The 17,548-nt window shown below is 70.0% G+C and carries 20 protein-coding genes; 12 read left to right on the top strand and 8 right to left on the bottom strand.

All coding sequences use genetic code 11. The features are described 5' to 3' along the window. Together ACFPP6_RS15485 and ACFPP6_RS15480 are read right to left on the bottom strand one after the other, a co-directional pair. Complete coding sequence (locus ACFPP6_RS15485) at window positions 1-2,034, bottom strand: FG-GAP-like repeat-containing protein (RefSeq protein WP_382041855.1); 2,034 nt, start codon at window positions 2,032-2,034, stop codon at window positions 1-3. A gap of 480 nt (window positions 2,035-2,514) precedes the next feature. After that, on the bottom strand, window positions 2,515-2,814 hold the full coding sequence (locus ACFPP6_RS15480; protein WP_382041852.1) for a hypothetical protein: 300 nt from the start codon (window positions 2,812-2,814) through the stop codon (window positions 2,515-2,517). A gap of 165 nt (window positions 2,815-2,979) precedes the next feature. On the opposite strand from ACFPP6_RS15480, the gene ACFPP6_RS15475 reads away from it, so the two are divergent. Then, window positions 2,980-3,975 (top strand): LuxR C-terminal-related transcriptional regulator, encoded by a 996-nt coding sequence (locus tag ACFPP6_RS15475; RefSeq protein ID WP_382041849.1) that lies wholly within the window; start codon window positions 2,980-2,982, stop codon window positions 3,973-3,975. A 5-nt stretch (window positions 3,976-3,980) separates the two neighbouring features. Here ACFPP6_RS15475 and ACFPP6_RS15470 read toward each other — a convergent pair whose 3' ends face one another. The 3 genes from ACFPP6_RS15470 to ACFPP6_RS15460 form a co-directional block, all read right to left on the bottom strand. Then, window positions 3,981-4,775 (bottom strand): enoyl-CoA hydratase/isomerase family protein, encoded by a 795-nt coding sequence (locus ACFPP6_RS15470; protein WP_382041846.1) that lies wholly within the window; start codon window positions 4,773-4,775, stop codon window positions 3,981-3,983. A gap of 298 nt (window positions 4,776-5,073) precedes the next feature. Next, window positions 5,074-6,255, bottom strand: coding sequence for an adenylate/guanylate cyclase domain-containing protein (locus ACFPP6_RS15465; RefSeq protein ID WP_382041843.1), 1,182 nt, complete (start codon window positions 6,253-6,255; stop codon window positions 5,074-5,076). A 91-nt stretch (window positions 6,256-6,346) separates the two neighbouring features. Further along, window positions 6,347-7,213 (bottom strand): biotin--[acetyl-CoA-carboxylase] ligase, encoded by an 867-nt coding sequence (locus ACFPP6_RS15460; RefSeq protein ID WP_336013225.1) that lies wholly within the window; start codon window positions 7,211-7,213, stop codon window positions 6,347-6,349. A 165-nt stretch (window positions 7,214-7,378) separates the two neighbouring features. Here ACFPP6_RS15460 and ACFPP6_RS15455 point away from each other — a divergent pair, with 165 nt between their 5' ends. The 6 genes from ACFPP6_RS15455 to ACFPP6_RS15430 all read left to right on the top strand — a co-directional run bounded on the left by ACFPP6_RS15455 (window position 7,379) and on the right by ACFPP6_RS15430 (window position 13,107). Beyond that, window positions 7,379-8,968 carry an acyl-CoA carboxylase subunit beta gene (locus ACFPP6_RS15455; protein ID WP_382041840.1) on the top strand — a complete coding sequence of 530 codons (1,590 nt, stop codon included), beginning with the start codon at window positions 7,379-7,381 and terminating at the stop codon, window positions 8,966-8,968. A 20-nt stretch (window positions 8,969-8,988) separates the two neighbouring features. After that, a complete protein-coding gene (locus ACFPP6_RS15450) occupies window positions 8,989-9,198 on the top strand; it encodes an acyl-CoA carboxylase epsilon subunit (RefSeq protein WP_382041837.1) in 210 nt (69 codons plus the stop codon). Between the two features lie 75 nt (window positions 9,199-9,273). Then, window positions 9,274-10,692: an eCIS core domain-containing protein gene (locus ACFPP6_RS15445; RefSeq protein WP_382041834.1), complete on the top strand. Its 1,419-nt coding sequence runs from the start codon at window positions 9,274-9,276 to the stop codon at window positions 10,690-10,692. Window positions 10,693-10,760: 68 nt separating this feature from the next. Continuing rightward, the gene (mmpB, locus tag ACFPP6_RS15440) at window positions 10,761-10,889 is read left to right on the top strand and encodes a morphogenic membrane protein MmpB (protein WP_382041831.1); all 129 of its coding nucleotides are present in this window, start codon (window positions 10,761-10,763) and stop codon (window positions 10,887-10,889) included. 99 nt (window positions 10,890-10,988) lie between these two features. Beyond that, entirely contained in the window at window positions 10,989-12,452 is a 1,464-nt protein-coding gene (locus ACFPP6_RS15435; RefSeq protein WP_382041828.1) for a peptidoglycan D,D-transpeptidase FtsI family protein, read from the top strand. Between the two features lie 31 nt (window positions 12,453-12,483). Then, the gene (locus ACFPP6_RS15430; protein WP_382041825.1) at window positions 12,484-13,107 is read left to right on the top strand and encodes a Maf family protein; all 624 of its coding nucleotides are present in this window, start codon (window positions 12,484-12,486) and stop codon (window positions 13,105-13,107) included. Here ACFPP6_RS15430 and ACFPP6_RS15425 read toward each other — a convergent pair. Then, window positions 13,104-13,397: a hypothetical protein gene (locus ACFPP6_RS15425; protein WP_382041822.1), complete on the bottom strand. Its 294-nt coding sequence runs from the start codon at window positions 13,395-13,397 to the stop codon at window positions 13,104-13,106. The genes ACFPP6_RS15430 and ACFPP6_RS15425 overlap by 4 nt on opposite strands. 16 nt (window positions 13,398-13,413) lie before the next feature. Continuing rightward, the gene (locus tag ACFPP6_RS15420; protein WP_382041819.1) at window positions 13,414-13,863 is read right to left on the bottom strand and encodes a hypothetical protein; all 450 of its coding nucleotides are present in this window, start codon (window positions 13,861-13,863) and stop codon (window positions 13,414-13,416) included. Window positions 13,864-13,979: 116 nt separating this feature from the next. Here ACFPP6_RS15420 and ACFPP6_RS15415 point away from each other — a divergent pair, with 116 nt between their 5' ends. The 4 genes from ACFPP6_RS15415 (at window position 13,980) to ACFPP6_RS15400 (ending at window position 16,473) form a co-directional block, all read left to right on the top strand. Continuing rightward, a complete protein-coding gene (locus ACFPP6_RS15415) occupies window positions 13,980-14,813 on the top strand; it encodes a helix-turn-helix domain-containing protein (protein WP_382041816.1) in 834 nt (277 codons plus the stop codon). Next, window positions 14,810-15,007, top strand: a complete 198-nt coding sequence (locus ACFPP6_RS15410; RefSeq protein WP_382041814.1) for a DUF397 domain-containing protein — start codon at window positions 14,810-14,812, stop codon at window positions 15,005-15,007. The genes ACFPP6_RS15415 and ACFPP6_RS15410 overlap by 4 nt, the downstream gene beginning before the upstream one ends. A 48-nt stretch (window positions 15,008-15,055) precedes the next feature. Next, a complete protein-coding gene (locus ACFPP6_RS15405) occupies window positions 15,056-15,622 on the top strand; it encodes a DJ-1/PfpI family protein (RefSeq protein WP_058045963.1) in 567 nt (188 codons plus the stop codon). Between the two features lie 80 nt (window positions 15,623-15,702). Beyond that, entirely contained in the window at window positions 15,703-16,473 is a 771-nt protein-coding gene (locus ACFPP6_RS15400) for an IclR family transcriptional regulator (protein WP_382041811.1), read from the top strand. 24 nt (window positions 16,474-16,497) lie between these two features. Here ACFPP6_RS15400 and ACFPP6_RS15395 read toward each other — a convergent pair whose 3' ends face one another. Beyond that, window positions 16,498-16,938: a hypothetical protein gene (locus ACFPP6_RS15395; RefSeq protein ID WP_382041808.1), complete on the bottom strand. Its 441-nt coding sequence runs from the start codon at window positions 16,936-16,938 to the stop codon at window positions 16,498-16,500. A 487-nt stretch (window positions 16,939-17,425) separates the two neighbouring features. Between ACFPP6_RS15395 and ACFPP6_RS15390 the strand changes: the two genes are divergently transcribed. Next, a partial coding sequence (locus ACFPP6_RS15390) for a biotin carboxylase N-terminal domain-containing protein (RefSeq protein ID WP_146166841.1) occupies window positions 17,426-17,548 on the top strand: 123 nt, incomplete at its 3' end.

The following is a 17,548-nucleotide window of genomic DNA, read 5'->3' as shown; positions in this document are numbered from 1 at the left end:
TCAGCCGAGCTTGCTGGACTTCCAGTTCCAGCTGCCCGTACCGGAGTCGATGCTGTCCCACACCTTGGCGGGGGCGTCGAAGCCGGAGCCGTTGCTGGTGAACTTCCAGACGGCCGTGCTGTTGCGCTTGTCGTCCGTCTGACCCTGGTCGTAGAGGACGCCGAGGTCGGTCTTGCCGTCGCCGTCGTAGTCACCGGCGACCACCTTGCTGGACTCGGAGTTCCAGCTGTCGGAGCCGTTGTCCCAGAGCTTGACCGGCTTGGTGAAGCCGCTGCCGGTGCTGGTGAACTTCCAGACGGCCGTGCTGTTGCGCCCGTCCTCGGTCTGACCCTGGTTGTAAAGGACCGACAGGTCGGCCTTGCCGTCGCCGTCGAAGTCGCCGACGACCGGCTTGGAGCGGTTCCAGTTCCAGCTGCCCGTGCCGGAGTCCACGCTCTCCCAGACGCGCTTGGGCTTGTCGAAGCCCTTGCCGGTGCTCGCGAACGTCCACAGGGCGGTGTGGTTCACGCCCTTGTCGTCCTCGCCGTTGTCGTAGAGGACGCCGACGTCGGCCTTGCCGTCACCGGTGAAGTCCCCGGCGACCGCCTTGCTGCGGTCCCAGTTCCAGCTGCCGGTACCGGCCTCCATGTTCTCCCAGGCCTGGCTGGGCTTGTCGAAGCCCTTGCCGTTGCTGGTGAACGTCCACAGGGCGGTGTGGTTCACGCCCTTGTCGTCCTCGCCCTTGTTGTAGAGGACGCCGACGTCGGCCTTGCCGTCGCCGTCGAAGTCGCCGGCGGTGACCTTCGAGCGGTTCCAGTTCCAGCTGCCGAAGCCCGAGTCGACGCTCTCCCACGTACGGACCGGCTTGTCGAAGCCCTTGCCGTTGCTGGTGAAGGTCCACAGGGCGGTGTGGTTGACGCCCTTGTCGTCCTCGCCGCCGTTGTAGAGGATGCCGATGTCGGCCTTGCCGTCGCCGTTGAAGTCACCGGCGGTGACCTTCGAGCGGCTCCAGTTCCAGCTGCCCGTACCGGCGTCGGAGTTGTCCCACACCTTCACCGGGTTGCTGAAGGACTTGCCCTCGCTGTAGTAGACCCACAGGCCCGTGCGGTTGCTGCCGTCGGACTGCTGGCCGTAGTTGTACAGCACGCCGATGTCGGCCTTGCCGTCACCGTTGAAGTCGGCCTTGTAGGTGGAGTTCGACTCACCGTTGGTGGTGATGATCTCGGCGCGGGTGGTGCCGGTGGTGCCCGCGGTGTCGGTGGCCTCGGCCGTCAGGATGTGCTTGCCGTCCGGCACGCTCGCCGAATCGAAGGAGAATCCGTACGGGGCCTTGGTCACCTTGTCACTGACCGGCTGGCCGTCGAGGTAGTACTGCACGGAGGCCACCGGGTACGTGCCCTGCGACGCCGAGGCGCTCAGCTGGGCCACGCCGGACACGGTCTTGCCGGGCAGGCCCTTGAGCGAGACGCTCGGCGGGTTGGCCTCCTGGAACTTGGGCGAGATGTAGCCGCTGATGCGCTGGCGCCAGGGGGAGTCGCCCACGTGGAAGCGCGTGGTGGTGGCCTTGCTGACGCGGCCCTCACCGCCGCCCTGGTTGCCGCCCGTGATCGTGACCTGCCCGTCGGAGACGTCGGTGACCATGGCGACGTGGTCGGCGTAGCCGTTGCGGTAGTTGTAGACCACCGCGTCGCCGACGTGCGGGGTGTCCGACAGCGTGCCGTACTTCTGTCCGTACTCGTAGAAGCTGGCGGCCGCGTCGGTGAGCATGCCCATGCCGCGGATGTTGGCCTTGGCCCACACCCAGCCGACGAAGTCCGCGCACCAGGCGTGGTCCTGGCCGCCGTGCCCGTCGCAGCTGTTGCTCTGGCTCAGGCCGTTGTCGTACCCGCCGTTGCCGCACGGGCCCTTGCCGAGCTCGCCGTTCGCGGCGGAGGCGAGCATCTCCTGCGGGGAGGCCGCGTGGGCGGCGGGCGCCCCGGTCAGACCGCTGAAGGCGGCGATGGCCAGCAGGGAAGCGACGCCGGTGGCGGTGGACTTACGGGTGATTCCGGACATGGTGGAGCGACCTTTCGAGGCGCGCGAGCAGGAGCGCAGCCGGGAGAAGAGCGGAGAAAAAGAAGAAGAGAAGCGGCTTCAACGGATGCGGGGCACCGGAGCCAAGCCACCTCACGCGGAGGGGGGCGCTTCAGGACCCGGCCCCCGAGGAGGGCCGGTCGGACGCCTACTGCCAGATCATGTCGCCGGCGGCGATGCCCGAGGCGGCGGCGACAACGTTCTCGGCGATGCGGGAGCGGATCATGGTGGTGCTGTCCTTAGAGACGGTTCGGGTCCGCTCACGGTCTGCGTGAACGGAGGTGCTGGAACCGGTCCACGTCCCGCGGTGGCGTCGGCCGGTCGTGCCCGCCGGGTCGGTGTTCCCTGCTGGCAATAACTAGCTTCGTCGCAGGTCAGACATGGTGGAAGCCATTTCGTATGGCCGAAATCGGCCGTGGACGGAACGGGCCAGGCCGCTTCGGTCCGTGCGAGGCCACCCGCCTACGCCCACTCCCAGAAGGCGTCCACGAGCGGCGCCTCCGCAGCGGCCAGGGTCCAGTCCCGGAACGCCGGGATCTCCGCGAGCGCGCGCCGGCAGACGGCGGCCGCGCGGGCCTCCGCCTGGTGCAGGCCTTCGGCGAGGACGTAGACGCCGAGAACGGGACCCGCAGGGGCGTGCAGGCGGACGACGACGTGCTCGACGCCCTCTGCCGGCCGCGCCACGCGGCGCACCCGCTCGCCGGTGACCTCGGGGAACTCGGCGCCCTCCGGCGCCCGGAGGCGTACGTGAACGAGGTACATGGTCCCGACCCTGTCAAGCATCCGCGTCCCCCGCCAGACATACCGTCAGGACGGTTTATGACGTGGCCGGTTACGGCCCCACCAGGGCAGTCGCGAGCACCCTGCCCATGTCTGAGATGATCATGTACTTCGCGCAATGCGGGGATATAAGTAGGGGATGAAAAGGTGCTTCAAGCACTGGGAATGGACAAGGCGGCGGAGCAGGTCTACCGGGCGATGCTCGCGCATCCGCAGGCCGGCGTGGCGGAGCTGGGCGACCGGCTCGGGCTGCCCGGGGAAGAGATCCGGCGCGCCCTGGACGCCCTGGTCGACCTGACGCTCGTCCGCCCGTCCGCCGAGCGGGAGGGGCAGGTGCGCGCCGTCTCGCCGGAGATCGGCATGGAGATCCTGGTCGCGCGCCAGCAGGCCGAGCTGGCCGCCCAGCAGCAGCGCGTGGAGTCGTCCCGGGTGGCCGCCGCCCAGCTGATCGCCGAGTACGCCGAGCTGCGCCCGGCCACGGCGCAGCAGGGGGTGGAGCAGCTGACGGACCTGGACCGGATCCGGGACCGGCTCGCCGTCCTGACCCGGGAGACCGTCACCGAGGTCATGACCTTCGCTCCCGACGGCGCCCACACGAAGGAGAGCATCGCCGCGGCCCGCCCGCTGAACGAACAGCTCCTGGACCGCGGCGTGCGGCTGCGCACGATCTATCTGGACAGTGTCCGCAACAGCCCGGAGACCATCGAGTACGTCGACTGGCTCACCGATCGGGGAGGGCAGGTCCGTACGGTGCCGGCGCTCCCGATTCGCATGATCATCAGCGACCGGTCCAGCGCGGTCCTCCCCGTCAGCGGCGACAACCCCTCGGCGGGCGCGCTGGTGCTCACCGGGCACGGGACGCTCACGGCGCTCTGCGCGCTGTTCGAGAGCGTGTGGGCCTCCGCGCAGCCCCTGGGCCGGGCCAGGACCAGGGACGAGCGGGGGCTGACGGGCCAGGAGTCCACGGTCGTCCGGCTGCTCGCCGCGGGCCACACCGACGAGGCCATCGCCAAGCGGCTCGGCGTGTCCTCACGCACGGCGCGGCGCATCGCCACGGACCTCATGGAACGGCTCGGCGCGCACAGCCGGTTCGAAGCGGGCGTCAAGGCGGTACAGCGAGGCTGGCTGCCCGCACACGACTGACGTGCTCAGTGCCCCGGCCACTGGGGCTTGCGCTTCTCGTTGAAGGCCGCCACGCCCTCGGCCCGGTCGCCGGAGAAGGCGACGGACCTCCAGGCCGCGTCCTCGACCTCCAGCCCGGCCCGCAGGTCCAGGCCGTGCCCCAGCCGGAGCGCCCGCTTGGCGGCCCGCAGACCGACAGGAGAGTTACCGGCGATCCGACCAGCCAGCGCAAGAGCTTCGACACGATCCTGCCCCTCGGCAACAAGCTGATCGACAAGCCCCAAGGCCAGCGCTTCCTCGGCCTCCACACGCCGCGCACTGAAAATCAGCTCGGCGGCCCGGGCCGCCCCCACGCGCCGGGGCAGGAGCTGCGTCCCGCCACCGCCGGGAATGACCCCCACCGAGACCTCGGGCAGCCCCACCACGGCCGTGGCGTCGGCCACGATCACATCGCAGGAAAGAGCCAGCTCGAACCCGCCGCCGAGTGCGAACCCGTGCACCGCGGCGATGGTGGGCATCGGCAGCTCCAGCACGCCCGTGTAGGCAGCGCGAGCGTGCGGCCGCTGCCGGCTCAGATCGGCATCCGTGAAGGAATTCCGCTCCTTGAGATCGGCCCCCACACAAAAGGCACGCTCATGCGTGGAAGTAAGAACGACAACCCGCACAGAGTCATCGTCACCAAGAGCCCGAGTCGCCTCGGCAAGCCGAGCGGCCAGCTCACCGGACACGGCGTTCATGGCCTTGGGCCGATCCAGCACGAGCTCGGCCACGTGACCATGCCGCCGGACCGCGATCCACTCACCGAAACGCTGCTCGCTCATAGCCTGCACCCTCCGGGGTTAACGCCTGTAAACGTGCGGAGCCCCGATCATGCCCTGCACTCACCGGGCAGGGCCATACCCCGGGAAAAGCACCGAGCCGGGGGCCGAACGACGACGGGAGGTGGCGGGGCCGCAGGGGTGGGGGTCCGGGGCGCTGACGTGTATTTGCGGGCCCGATGAGGAAGAGGGCTCCACCGCGTCGCCGCGAGCGGGCCCGTAAATATACGGCCCCGGACCCCCACCCCGGAGGCCCCGGCACCGGCACCCCCACGCACCGGCACCGGCACCACGGCGCCGCTCAGCCACCCCTCCGCGACAGCAACCACGGCTCCACCATGCCCAGCCCCCGAACCGGCCGCTGCCACATCGGCTGCAGCGCAAAGCGGTACCCGGCGGCCGTCTCCTCGCCCTCCCCCACGTCCGCCTCCGACTTCGGCGCGTCGCCGTTGCGCGTCAGCTCCTCCGCCAGCGCCTGGTCGACGAGCACGGCGTCCTTCGGCGCTATCGACGTCAGCCGCGACGCCAGGTTCACCGTCGTGCCGAAGACGTCGCCCATCCGCGTCGTCACGGTCCCGAACGCGAGCCCGACCCGCAGCTCGGGCATCGTCTCGTCGTGCGTCATGGTCTCGATGAGCCGCAGCCCGATCTCGGCAGCGGTGCCCGCATCGTCGGCCGAGTACAGCACCTCGTCACCGAGCGTCTTGATCAGCCGCCCCCCGTGCGCGGCCACCAGATCGGCCGCGGTGGTCTCGAAGGCCTCGACGAGCTCGCCGAGCTCCTCCTCTTCCAGACGCCGCGTCAGACGGGTGAAGCCGACAAGGTCGGCGAACCCGACGGCAAGCCGCCGGTCGACCATTTCCGCGTCGTCCTGAGCCTGGACGACCCGCCCCGTGGCGGCGGCCAGCTGCCGCCGCCACACGTAGATGAGGAATTCCTCCAGCTCCGGCAGCAGCAGCTCGACGAGCGGGTACGTGATCTCCGTCCGCGTCATGCCGGGCTCCTGGGGCTCCGTCAGGCCCTCCAGGAAGGAGTCGATCTGCCAGTCGGCGAGGCGCGCGGTGGTCTGCCCGGTGGACCGGGCGACCTGCACGGCCATCGGCTCGCTGAGCAGCCCGGCCTCCACGAGACCGGCCAGCCGCCGCAGCGCGAGCACGTCGGCCTCGGTCAGCGCCTTGGCCTGCCCGATGTCGGCGAAGCCCATGGCCCGCCAGAAGCGGGAGGCGAGGTCCATGGAGACGCCGGCCGCGCGGGCGGCCTGGAAGGGGGTGTAGCGGCGCTCGGCGCCGAGGATCAGCGCTTCGAGGCGGAGCGCGATGGGGTCTCCGCCCTCATCGCCGACGTCGTCGCCGTACTCCTCCGCGACTCCGTCGACTCCGGCTCGCGCAGCGCCCTCGGCACGCTCAGCGCCGCCGGCACCCGCAGCACCGTCCTCGCCCGTAGCCCTCACGGCACGGGAGGTTCCCCCACCGTCGGCGGTCACCGCCCGCCCCCTGTCCGATCCGTGCGCACTGCCCTGCCGATCACTGCTCGCTTAGGTTCTGGGCACAACGATACGACAGGTGTGCCGTAGCTCACTCTTCCGACGGGGCGGGCCGTACGTGAACGATGTCGCCGGCGCCCACCGGCTGCTGCACTCCGTCGCCCGTGGCGAGCACGAGCCGCCCGTCCCCGTCGACGGCGACGGCCTCTCCGACCAGCTCACGGCCGCCGGGAAGTTCGGCCCGCACGTGGCGCCCGAGCGTGGCGCACCCGGCGGCGTACGCCTCCTGCAGAAGGCTCTGCGCCGGATCGCCCGCCGCGTCGCGCCACCGGCCGTACCACTCCTCCAGCGAACGGAGTACGGCGCGCAGCAGCGGATCGCGGTCCAGGACCTGCGCTCCGGCCAGCGCCAGCGAGCCCGCCGTGGGGACGGGCAGCTCGTCGGCCCGCAGAGAGACGTTCAGGCCGATGCCGACGACGACGGCGTCCCCGGTCCGCTCGGCGAGGATCCCGCCGGCCTTGCGCTCGTGCCCGTCGACCGTCACGAGCAGGTCGTTGGGCCACTTCAGCGCCGTGTCGACACCGGCCGCGCGGGACAGCGCGGCCGCCGTGGCGACCCCGGCGAGCAGTGGCAGCCAGCCCCACCGCTCCACGGGCACGCCCGGGCCGGGCCGCAGCAGGACGGAGAAGAAGAGGCCGGACCGCGGCGGCGCCGTCCACGTGCGGTCGAGCCGCCCGCGCCCGGCGGACTGCTCCTCCGCGACGAGCACCGCCCCTTCGGGCCCGCCGGCGGCCACGAGGTCGGTGTTCGTCGAGCCCGTCCGCGCCACCACGTCCACCGAGGTCCACAGCGCGCCGGGCCGCAGCAGCCCGCGCCGCAGCGCGGTGACGTTGAGCGGCGGCCGGTCGAGATCGGACCAGCGGCCGCCGGAGGGGGGAGGCGTCTCAGGAGGCGTCATAAGAGCCACCATAGGAGGGAAGTGGAGGCAAACCGGTGTGGCCAACGACGCACTGCCGCAGCGCACCCGCGCGGATACGCTACGGACCGGTAGCACCGGATAGCCCACTCAGCCTCAGTTCATCCTCAGCCAGCCCACCTCTGGACGAGCAGGAGCCGCATCCCGATGTCCGAGCCGGAATACGACATCCACACCACCGCGGGCAAGCTCGCGGATCTGCAACGCCGGATCGAGGAGGCCACGCACGCCGGCTCCGCGCGCGCCGTGGAGAAGCAGCACGCGAAGGGCAAGCTGACCGCCCGCGAGCGCATCGAACTCCTCCTGGACGAGGGTTCCTTCGTCGAGCTGGACGAGTTCGCCCGGCACCGCTCGACGAACTTCGGCATCGAGAAGAACCGCCCGTACGGGGACGGCGTCGTCACCGGCTACGGCACCGTCGACGGCCGCACCGTGTGCGTCTACTCCCAGGACTTCACGGTCTTCGGCGGCTCGCTCGGCGAGGTCTACGGCGAGAAGATCGGCAAGGCCATGGACTTCGCGCTGAAGACCGGCTGCCCGATCATCGGCATCAACGACGGCGGCGGCGCCCGCATCCAGGAGGGCGTGGTCGCCCTCGGCCTCTTCGGCGAGATCTTCCGCCGCAACGTGCACGCCTCCGGCGTCGTCCCGCAGATCTCCCTGATCGTCGGCCCCTGCGCGGGCGGCGCGGTCTACTCCCCCGCGATCACCGACTTCACGGTGATGGTCGACCAGACCTCGCACATGTTCATCACCGGACCCGACGTCATCAAGACCGTCACCGGCGAGGACGTCGGCTTCGAGGAGCTCGGCGGCGCCCGCACGCACAACAGCACCTCGGGCGTGGCGCACCACATGGCCGGGGACGAGAAGGACGCCATCGAGTACGTCAAGGCGCTCCTCTCCTACCTCCCCTCCAACAACCTCTCCGAGCCCCCGGCCTTCCCCGAGGAGGCCGACCTGGAGATCTCGCCCGCCGACGGCGAGCTCGACACCCTCATCCCGGACTCGGCCAACCAGCCGTACGACATGCACACGGCCATCGAGCACGTGCTGGACGACGGCGAGTTCCTGGAGACCCAGGCCCTGTTCGCGCCGAACATCATCACCGGCTTCGGGCGCGTGGAGGGCCGGCCGGTCGGCATCGTCGCCAACCAGCCGCTCCAGTTCGCCGGCTGCCTCGACATCAACGCCAGCGAGAAGGCCGCCCGCTTCGTCCGCACCTGCGACGCCTTCAACGTGCCGGTGCTGACCTTCGTGGACGTGCCCGGCTTCCTGCCCGGCACCGATCAGGAGTACAACGGCATCATCCGGCGCGGCGCCAAGCTGATCTACGCCTACGCCGAGGCCACGGTGCCGCTCATCACGGTGATCACGCGCAAGGCGTTCGGCGGCGCGTACGACGTCATGGGCTCCAAGCACCTCGGCGCCGACCTCAACCTCGCCTGGCCCACCGCCCAGATCGCCGTCATGGGCGCCCAGGGCGCGGTCAACATCCTCCACCGCCGCACCATCGCCGCGGCGGAGACCCCGGAGGAGCAGGAGGAGCTGCGGGCGAAGCTCATCACGGACTACGAGGACGCGCTCCTCAACCCGTACGCGGCCGCCGAGCGCGGCTACGTCGACGCGGTGATCATGCCGAACGAGACGCGCCGGCACATCGTGCGGGGCCTGCGGGCGCTGCGCGACAAGCGCGAGGCGCTGCCGCCGAAGAAGCACGGCAACATCCCCCTCTAGATCCCTTCAGGAGGCTCTCGGTGATCAAGGTAGTCCGGGGCAACCCGACCCCCGAGGAGCTCGCCGCCGCCCTGGCGGTGGTCCGGGCCCGCGCGGCGGCGGGCAGCGCCGCCGCGCCCGAGGCGGGCGAGGCCCGCCCGGAGTGGTCGACGCCGGCGCGGCGCCTGAGCGCGACGCGCATGCCGCAGGCGGGCCCGCGGGCGTGGCGCACGACGTACTGGCCTGCATAACGGGTACGGCATAACGAATACAGGGGGAGCGGGCCGCAGTCGCGACCCGCTCCCCCTGCGCGCACACTCGGTTGTATGGGCGGAAAGGAACTCCTCTCCCGCACCCCGGACGCGCTCCTGCGGCACACCGCCCCCGGCCCGGGGCCCGACCGCGCCCTTCTCCCCCGCTCGCCCGGCGCTCCCCTGGACCACGCGACGCGGCGGACCATGTCCGCCCGCTTCTCGTACGACTTCAGCCGGGTCCGCACGCACAGCGACGACCGGGCGGCCGAGCTGGCCGCGGGCCTGCACGCCAGGGCGTACACGGTGGGGCACGACGTGGTGTTCGGACGCGACATGTACGCACCGCACACCGCGACCGGGCAGGCACTGCTCGCCCACGAGCTCGGACACGTCGTCGAGCAGTCGGCGGCGGGGGTGCGGGCGGTCCAGCGCGACGACGTGGCGGCTCCGGCGCCGGTGGCGGCACCGGCCGCGGATCCCGAGGCGGCGCTGGGGCAGCGGCTGGTCAAGGAGTTTCCGAACGGGGTGGCGCTGGCGTTCTTCGCGCCGATGCCGAATCCGAAGGACCGCGAGGCCGCCATGCACGCCGCGGAGAAATGGTCCAAGCGGGAGAAGGCGCTGGCGGTCAAAGGCAAGAAGGTCGCGGCCTCGACCATCGTCTTCGGCGAGGCGATGTCGGACAAAGACCACCCTCTGAAGGAGACGGTGCAAGCGATCGGCGCTCTCCTGAAGGCCGCCGTCGCGAAGGTGCCGCCGGACCCCGCCGTGCCGCCCGGGATCGGGCCTGCCACGGTGCGCACGCTCGCGGTGTTCGCGCATGGCAGTACCGAGTGGTGCGGCCTCGGCGCGATCAACACCATCCAAGCCGCGTCGATCATCAAGGCCATCGCTCCCGCGCTGGCACCCAACATCACCGTCGTCTTCTTCTCCTGCAACGCAGGCCGTGCCTCCGAGGAGAAGGAGGACTGGGTGAAGGGAAGCATGACGCCCGGCGGGAAGGGCTCCCTGGCATCCGTGACCCGCGACGCGCTCATCGCCGAGGGCAAGGGCGGCTCGGTGTGGGGGCACACGACGACCGGCCACGTCAGCGAGAACCCCGCGTGGCGGGAGTTCGACGCGTCGTCCGGCCGGGGCGTACCGGGTGCGTCCTTCATCACCCGGTACGCCTTCACGGGACCGGACAAGGTCGCCGCGACGAACGAGCTGCTCGACGGCATCACCGCGCAGGGGTACGAGGTCGGCTCCGGCGGAACCGCCGCCGCCGGTGCCGTGGTGGAGAGCACGATGTACTACTGCTATGCCGAGGCGAACGTGAAGCTGAGCTACGAGGGCAGCAAGCTCGCCGAGGCCGCACCCACGCACTCCGTCGAGGTGGGCGCGAAGGTCAGGGAGTACTGGACGACGTACTGGCCCGGCCACAAGAGCGGGGCAGTGGACGCCCTCCTCCAGCAACTGACCGCTTCCGGCCAGGCCAGGAAGCGCAAGCAGTAGAGCGGAACCCGGCGTTTGAGTACGCGTACTCAGGCGCTTCGCGCCTGCCCGGCGGCACCATGGGGGCAATGCTGTGGTCGGACCCTTCGAACGAACCCCCCGAGGAGCTGCGCGAGGCGCAGGCGATGCTCCGCCGGGCCGGTCTCGTGCTCGCGATCGGTATGGTGATCGCCTTCATCATCCTCGGCATGGGCTGAGCCACAGGGAACCCACAGTTACAGGCCTTCTGCAACCAAATCCTCCCCATCCCTCATCATGGCTAGTGAAATGCCGCGAACCGGGGAGTGCGTCACACCATGAACAAGCCCGTGCGCCACATATCCGTCTTTGTCGGATTGCTGGTCCTGGCCCTGCTGGTCCGGGCGAACTGGATCCAGTTCGTCCGCAGCGACGATCTGGCCAATCACAAGGACAACAAGCGGGTGAAGATCGCCTCCTTCGCGCAGCCTCGCGGCAACATCATCGTCGGCGGCCAGCCGATCACCGGCTCCAGCGAGACCACGGGCGACTACAAGTACAAGCGCACGTTCAAGGACGGCGAGATGTACGCCCCGGTCACCGGCTACTCCTCGCAGCTGTACGGCAACAGCCAGCTCGAATTCGTCAACAACAAGCTGCTCAGCGGCACCGACGACAAGCTGTTCCTGCAGCGCACCACCGACATGCTCAGCGGCAAGAAGCCCCGCGGCGGCGACGTGGTGACGACCATCGACCCCAAGGCGCAGAAGGCCGCCTTCGAGGGCCTGGGCAAGTACAAGGGCGCGGTCGTCGCCCTCGACCCCCGTACCGGCAAGATCCTCGCCCTGGCCTCCACCCCCTCCTACGACCCCTCGGTCTTCGCGGGGAACACGCTGAAGGACCAGGAGGCGTACAAGAAGCTGGAGGCCGACAAGGACAAGCCGCTGGTCAACCGGGCGATCAAGGAGCGCTACCCCCCGGGCTCCACCTTCAAGATCCTCACCGCCGCGGCCGCCCTCGAACACGGCATCGTCAGCGACATCAACGCCAAGGGCAGCGCCCCGGTCCCGTACAAGCTCCCCCTCAGCACGACCACGGTCCGTAACGACGTCCAGACCGAGGAGTGCGTCAACGGCTCCCTCAAGGCCGGCCTCCAGTGGTCCTGCAACAACGTCTTTCTGGACCTGGCCGACAAGCTGGGCAAGGACAAGATGCGGGAGACGGCCGAGAAGTTCGGCTTCAACAACAAGAACATCTTCATCCCCAACGGCACCGTCGAGAGCATCTACCCCAAGAACCTCGACCGCCCGCAGACCGCCCTCACCGGCATGGGCCAGGGCAGCCTCGACAGCACCCCGCTGCAGATCGCGATGATGACCGCCGCCCTCGCCAACGACGGCAAGCTCATGAAGCCGTACCTGGTCGAGGAGCTGCGCGACCCCAGCCTGAACACGCTGGAGAAGCACAAGCCCGAGGTCATGTCGCAGGCCGTCTCCGCCGACACGGCGAAGAAGGTCCAGCAGATGATGGAGAACACCGCCCAGAACGGCACCGGCAAGAAGGCCCTCATCGACGGCGTCACCGTCGGCGCCAAGACCGGCACCGCGCAGCACGGCGTCAACAACGAGAAGCTCCCGTACGCCTGGTTCGTCTCCTACGCCAAGCAGGGCGACGGCTCCCCCGTGGCCGTCGCCGTCTTCATCGACCCCGAGGGCTCCGGCATCGACCGCGACGAGATCTCCGGCGGCGGCCTCGCGGGCCCGATCGCCAAGAAGGTCATGCAGGCAGTGATCAAGAAGTAGGGCCCGGATACGGGGGCGGCGGTTGTCTACGATGGCGGGCATGACCCCTCAGCGCCGCCTCGTCCTCGCCTCCCAGTCCCCCGCCCGCCTCGGCCTGCTCAAGGCCGCCGGGCTGAGGCCCGAGGTGATCGTCAGCGGCGTCGACGAGGACGCGCTGACCGCCCCGACCCCCGCCGAGCTGGCGCGCGTCCTGGCCGAGGCCAAGGCCGACGCGGTCGCCGCCCGGCCGGAGGCGGCCGGGGCGCTGGTCGTCGGCTGCGACTCCGTCCTGGAACTGGACGGGCAGGCCCTGGGCAAGCCGGACGACGCCGAGGACGCGACCGCCCGCTGGAAGTCGATGCGCGGCCGGTCCGGGATCCTCCGGACCGGCCACTGCATCGTCGACACGGCCGCGGGCCGCCGGGTGTCGGCGACCGCCTCAACGACCGTGCGCTTCGGTGAGCCCTCCGACGCCGAGATCGCGGCCTACGTCGCGACCCGCGAGCCGCTGTACGTCGCGGGCGCCTTCACCCTCGACGGCCGTTCCGCCCCCTTCATCGAGGGCATCGACGGCGACCACGGCAACGTCATCGGTCTCTCCCTCCCCCTGCTCCGCAAGCTCCTCGCCGAGCTGGGGATGTCCATCACGGAGCTGTGGGCCGACGCCGACGCCTAGAGCGGCAGCAGTCCGGTGACCGGCGCGACGAGCCCGAGGATCGGGTCGAGCGCCTGCTGGGCCTGACCCAGCTGGTTCAGCTGGTTGAGCTGATCCAGCTTGCCGAGCTGGCTCGTGGCCCCGGGGTGAATGCTGGTCGCCGGCGGCTCGGGAGCCGGCGCCGGCGGCGCGACGACGTCTCCTGCGTTCGAGGTGGGCGGTTGCGGCATGGGAGCGGCCGTGGCTGCGGTGGCGGTCAGGGCGAAAGCGGCGCCGGTGAGAGCGGCGGCGGCAACGATGCGCTTCATCATGACCGCCCCAACGAGGTCATGGCGCCTCGGTCACCATTCCTTCCGCCAGTCGGGGGGCGCACCCCAGAAATGCACGGGCCGTACTCAGCAGAAGAAGCGTGTGCACGAGGCGGCCGTCGGGTGTGGGTACGCAGTACCAGGAGAGGGGCCATGTGGCCCCGTAGAGCGCGGGAATGGGCACGTAGTCGGCTGCGCCGGCTTCCCCGGTGAGGCGCTCGACGCCTTTCGGCCAGGCGCGGCGGGCGGTACTTCCGGATTCGACGAGGAAGTACATCGCCCTGCGGTCGTTCGCGTCCGCGATGATCGGACCGGGCCGGCCGCGGGTGAGCATGGCCATGGCATTGGCCAGACGGCGGCCGTCGTTGCCGTGGACGCGGACGGCGTCGAAGTGGGCGCCGGCTTTGCGGAGTTGGTGACCGGTGGCCGGGAGCCAGCCGACTTCGGTCAGGTGACCTTCCTTGTTCATGTGACGAGTGTCACTGGGTCTCGCTAGGTTTTCCATCACGGAGCGTCGACCACCCGTAACGGTGCAGTTTGATCAAGCGCTCCTTGAGTCGGGTTGAGTCCAGTTGAGGGGGAGCGATGGCGCGCTCGGAGAACAAGAGCAGGGCGGGAGCCGGTATGCAACTGGTGTCGGAAATCGCAAGGTTGATGCGACTTCACGCGGGCCTGACCCAGGAACAAGTCGGCGAGCAGATCGGATATACGGGCTCCGCAGTCAGCGCGCTGGAAACGGGTGCACAGCCCGCCAACGATCAGATGCTGGACGCCATGGAGAAGGCAATCGGGGGCGGAATCGGCATCTTCACGGCGGCCAAGAAGTACCTGATGCTGGACAAGTACCCCACGGACTTCCGGGACTACGCGGCCCTGGAGCGGAAGGCGCTCTCGGTCAGCTCGTACATGACCTTCGTTGTCGACGGCCTGTACCAGACAGAGGACTACGCGCGCGCAATCATCGGCGGCAGCTACCCACCACTACCGGAAGCCAGGGTGGAGGAATTGGTAGGAGTGAGGATGGCGCGCAAGGCTCTGTTCAACCGCGAGCCGACGGCTCTCCTGGAGTTGATCCTCGAAGAGTCAGTGCTACGCAGGCCGTTCGGAAGCAGGGACATCATGCGTGATCAGCTGCTGCTCCTCGCCACGTACGCGAGGTGCCGGAATGTCACGATCCAGGTGCTGCCCATGGACGCCGCCCTGACCGGGGACTACGCGGGTGATCGCGGCTCGATGAAACTGCTGGAGACACCAGAGCACCGCACGGTGGTCTTCGTGGACGGCCAAGGCCTCAGCAAGTTGATCAGCAACCCGGCTGAGGTGACTGAGCGGGCACATCGCTACGCGAAGATCCGCGCACAATCTCTGAGCCCGCGCGAATCGCTGAACTTCATCGAACAGTTGGCAGGGGAGCAATGAGCAACACCATGCAGTGGCGCAAGTCCAGCTACAGCGACGGCGGCGGCGGCGACTGCGTCGAAGTGGCCAGACGCCCGGACCGCGCACCGGTGCACATACGCGACTCCAAGAACCCCACGGGAGGTGCCCTCACCTTCAACCAACCCACCTGGGCAAGTTTCCTCGGACATGTCAAAGCGCATATTCCGGTGTAGGCCGGAAGCCATCCGGCTACGCCTCCTACCCCCGAGGAGCCTGCCGTCATGCCGAGGATCCTGATCACCACCGGTGACGCCGCCGAGGACCTGGAGGTCCTCTACCCCTACCAGCGCCTGCTGGAGGAGGGCTACGAGGTGGACATCGCCGCTCCCACCGTGAAGCAGCTCCAGTTCGTCGTGCACGACTTCGTCGCGAGCTTCGACACGTACACGGAGAAGCTCGGGCACAGCTGGCCCGCGGACGTCGCGCTGGCGAACGTGAACCCGTCGGACTACGCCGCGGTCGTCATCCCCGGCGGCCGCGCGCCGGAGTTCCTGCGGCTGGATCCCGACTTCCAGCGGATCATCAAGTCGTTCTTCGCGCAGAACAAGCCCATCGCGCACATCTGCCACGCAGTGATCGCGCTGACGCCGCTGGGCGTCCTCAAGGGCCGCCGTACGGCCGCGTGGCCGGCGTGCCGCCCGGACGTGCAGCTCGCGGGCGGGACGTTCGTGGACGCGGAGGCCGTCGTCGACGGGAACATGGTGTCCGCGCGGGCGTGGAACGACCAGCCCGCGTGGATGAGGGCGTTCGTGGAGCTGCTCCGCGAGAAGGCGCCGGTCAAGAGCTGACGCGGGACGCCGACGGCTCCTGTGCGAGGCTGGGAGGTCCGCCGACAACCCGCCCAGCCTCGAAGGAACCCGAACCTCCCATGTCCCAGTCCGTGGACCGCGCCCTCGACGTACTGGACGCCGTCGCCGCGGCGAACGCCCCCGTTACGGCGAAGGCGCTGGCCAGAAACCTCCGCTGCGGGCTCTCCACGGTGTACGAGATCCTCGGCACGCTGACCGCCCGCGGGCATCTGGTCCGTACCGCGGGCGGCTACACCCTCGGGTACCGCGTGCCCGTCCTGCACCAGGCGTTTCAGCGCCAGATGCAGCTGGACGACGCCGTGCACGCGCTCCTGCTCTCGGCCCGGCGGGAAGCGGGCGCGGACACGTACTTCAGCACGTACCGCGACGGGGACATCGCCGTGCTCGCCGGGAACGCCGCCGACCCGTCGACGGGCGGCTTCAGCGTGGGCCGGGACCTCGACGGGCACGCGACCGCCCACGGCAAGGTGCTGCTCTCGGCGCTGCCCCGGGCAGCGCGCATGCGCTACCTCACGGGTACGGGGATGCGGGCGATCACTCCGCGGACGATCACGTCGCCGGACCGGCTGGACGCGGAGCTGCGGCGCGTGCGGCGGGAGGGGGTCGCCGTGGAGGTCGAGGAGTGCGCGCCGGGAGTGGCGTGCGTGGCGGTGCCCGTACCGGCGCTGCCCGGTGTGCAGGGCGCCGCCCGCGCCGGCACCGCCGCCGTGTCCGCCGCCGTGCCGCTGGAGGACTTCCACCGCCGAAGACGGCAGCTGACGGACACGCTGCGCCACGTCGCGGCGGAGGCGGCGAAGTTGGCCGCGCGTCAGCGCGGGATCGCGGGCTGAGCCCGGCGCTCCGTTGGCCGCGCGTCAGCGCGGGACGACGGCTTCCACGGGCTGGGCCCAGCGCTCCGGGTCGTACACCATCAGCGTCCAGACGATCAGGGCGAGGACGGCCATGACGACCGCGAACGCGGACCAGCCGACGAGGCCGACGCAGAAGGCGCCCAGCAGGCCGTGCACGACACCGCAGGTGATCAGCAGAATCCTTCCCGCCGTCCGGGGCGGGCGGTCGCGGAGGGCGGCGCGGAGGGCGACGAGCGCGCACAGGAGCAGGTAGAGGGCGAAGAGGCCGCCGGCGATCCAGGCGGCGAGGGCCATGAGGCCGGGGTCGCTGCCCGCGAGGGACATGTGCTGGCGGCGGACGACGACGCCGAGGATCCAGTTGATCAGGGCGATGCCCAGGCCCTCGACGGCGAGGGCGAGCGCGGCGAGGCCGGCGACAGGCCTGCGGAACGGGAACCGGGTCATCACCACCGCCTCACCACCCCCGTCACCCTCGCCCGCCCCTCCGCGGGCGATTGCCGTGGGCGATTGCCACGGGTTACCGCGGGTACCCACGTCTGAAAGGACGCTACTCACGGGTAGAACCATGAGCAAGGGGTCGGTACGGAGTCAGTGAGAAGGCGCGCCCGGATCCGCAGCCGCACCCCCTCGGGGCCCGCGCCCGGCCGAACGGCCCCCGGGCCGGTTCCCGCACACGCAAACTTTGGGCCACCCCTTCGTAGGGACTCGACAAAGAAAGCTCTTTCCTGCCCGGCGGCACACGTCGAGAGCTCCGCCACACGCAAAGGTCGACGGAGACCCTCATACCCGGCGTACCGTGGGAGAACTGGGGACTTTGGCGCGCACACGGCCTCCGGTTCACGCTCCGTGTGGGCAAGCTCACCTCGGGAGTCGGCTCGGCACAGAGTGTCGCCAGTACCTAAACTCACCTTGTTTCAAGGAGGGAGCCATCGTGCGCAAGGTGCTCATCGCCAACCGTGGCGAAATCGCTGTCCGCGTAGCTCGCGCGTGCCGGGATGCCGGGATTGCCAGTGTGGCGGTCTACGCGGATCCGGACCGGGACGCGCTGCATGTC

The sequence above is a fragment of the Streptomyces aureoversilis genome (assembly GCF_042657885.1).
Lineage (GTDB): Bacteria > Actinomycetota > Actinomycetes > Streptomycetales > Streptomycetaceae > Streptomyces > Streptomyces aureoversilis.
This window is presented reverse-complemented; position numbering and strand designations above follow the sequence as displayed.

Coding starts and splice junctions, on each gene's coding strand:
- ACFPP6_RS15470 (WP_382041846.1), bottom strand. CDS start 4,775: ATGAGCGAGCAGCGTTTCGGTGAGTGGATCGCGGTCCGGCGGCATGGT.
- ACFPP6_RS15395 (WP_382041808.1), bottom strand. CDS start 16,938: ATGACCCGGTTCCCGTTCCGCAGGCCTGTCGCCGGCCTCGCCGCGCTC.
- ACFPP6_RS15420 (WP_382041819.1), bottom strand. CDS start 13,863: ATGAACAAGGAAGGTCACCTGACCGAAGTCGGCTGGCTCCCGGCCACC.
- ACFPP6_RS15410 (WP_382041814.1), top strand. CDS start 14,810: ATGAGCAACACCATGCAGTGGCGCAAGTCCAGCTACAGCGACGGCGGC.
- ACFPP6_RS15445 (WP_382041834.1), top strand. CDS start 9,274: ATGGGCGGAAAGGAACTCCTCTCCCGCACCCCGGACGCGCTCCTGCGG.
- mmpB (WP_382041831.1), top strand. CDS start 10,761: ATGCTGTGGTCGGACCCTTCGAACGAACCCCCCGAGGAGCTGCGCGAG.
- ACFPP6_RS15485 (WP_382041855.1), bottom strand. CDS start 2,034: ATGTCCGGAATCACCCGTAAGTCCACCGCCACCGGCGTCGCTTCCCTG.
- ACFPP6_RS15405 (WP_058045963.1), top strand. CDS start 15,056: ATGCCGAGGATCCTGATCACCACCGGTGACGCCGCCGAGGACCTGGAG.
- ACFPP6_RS15455 (WP_382041840.1), top strand. CDS start 7,379: ATGTCCGAGCCGGAATACGACATCCACACCACCGCGGGCAAGCTCGCG.
- ACFPP6_RS15460 (WP_336013225.1), bottom strand. CDS start 7,213: ATGACGCCTCCTGAGACGCCTCCCCCCTCCGGCGGCCGCTGGTCCGAT.
- ACFPP6_RS15425 (WP_382041822.1), bottom strand. CDS start 13,397: ATGATGAAGCGCATCGTTGCCGCCGCCGCTCTCACCGGCGCCGCTTTC.
- ACFPP6_RS15480 (WP_382041852.1), bottom strand. CDS start 2,814: ATGTACCTCGTTCACGTACGCCTCCGGGCGCCGGAGGGCGCCGAGTTC.
- ACFPP6_RS15400 (WP_382041811.1), top strand. CDS start 15,703: ATGTCCCAGTCCGTGGACCGCGCCCTCGACGTACTGGACGCCGTCGCC.
- ACFPP6_RS15435 (WP_382041828.1), top strand. CDS start 10,989: ATGAACAAGCCCGTGCGCCACATATCCGTCTTTGTCGGATTGCTGGTC.
- ACFPP6_RS15430 (WP_382041825.1), top strand. CDS start 12,484: ATGGCGGGCATGACCCCTCAGCGCCGCCTCGTCCTCGCCTCCCAGTCC.
- ACFPP6_RS15415 (WP_382041816.1), top strand. CDS start 13,980: ATGGCGCGCTCGGAGAACAAGAGCAGGGCGGGAGCCGGTATGCAACTG.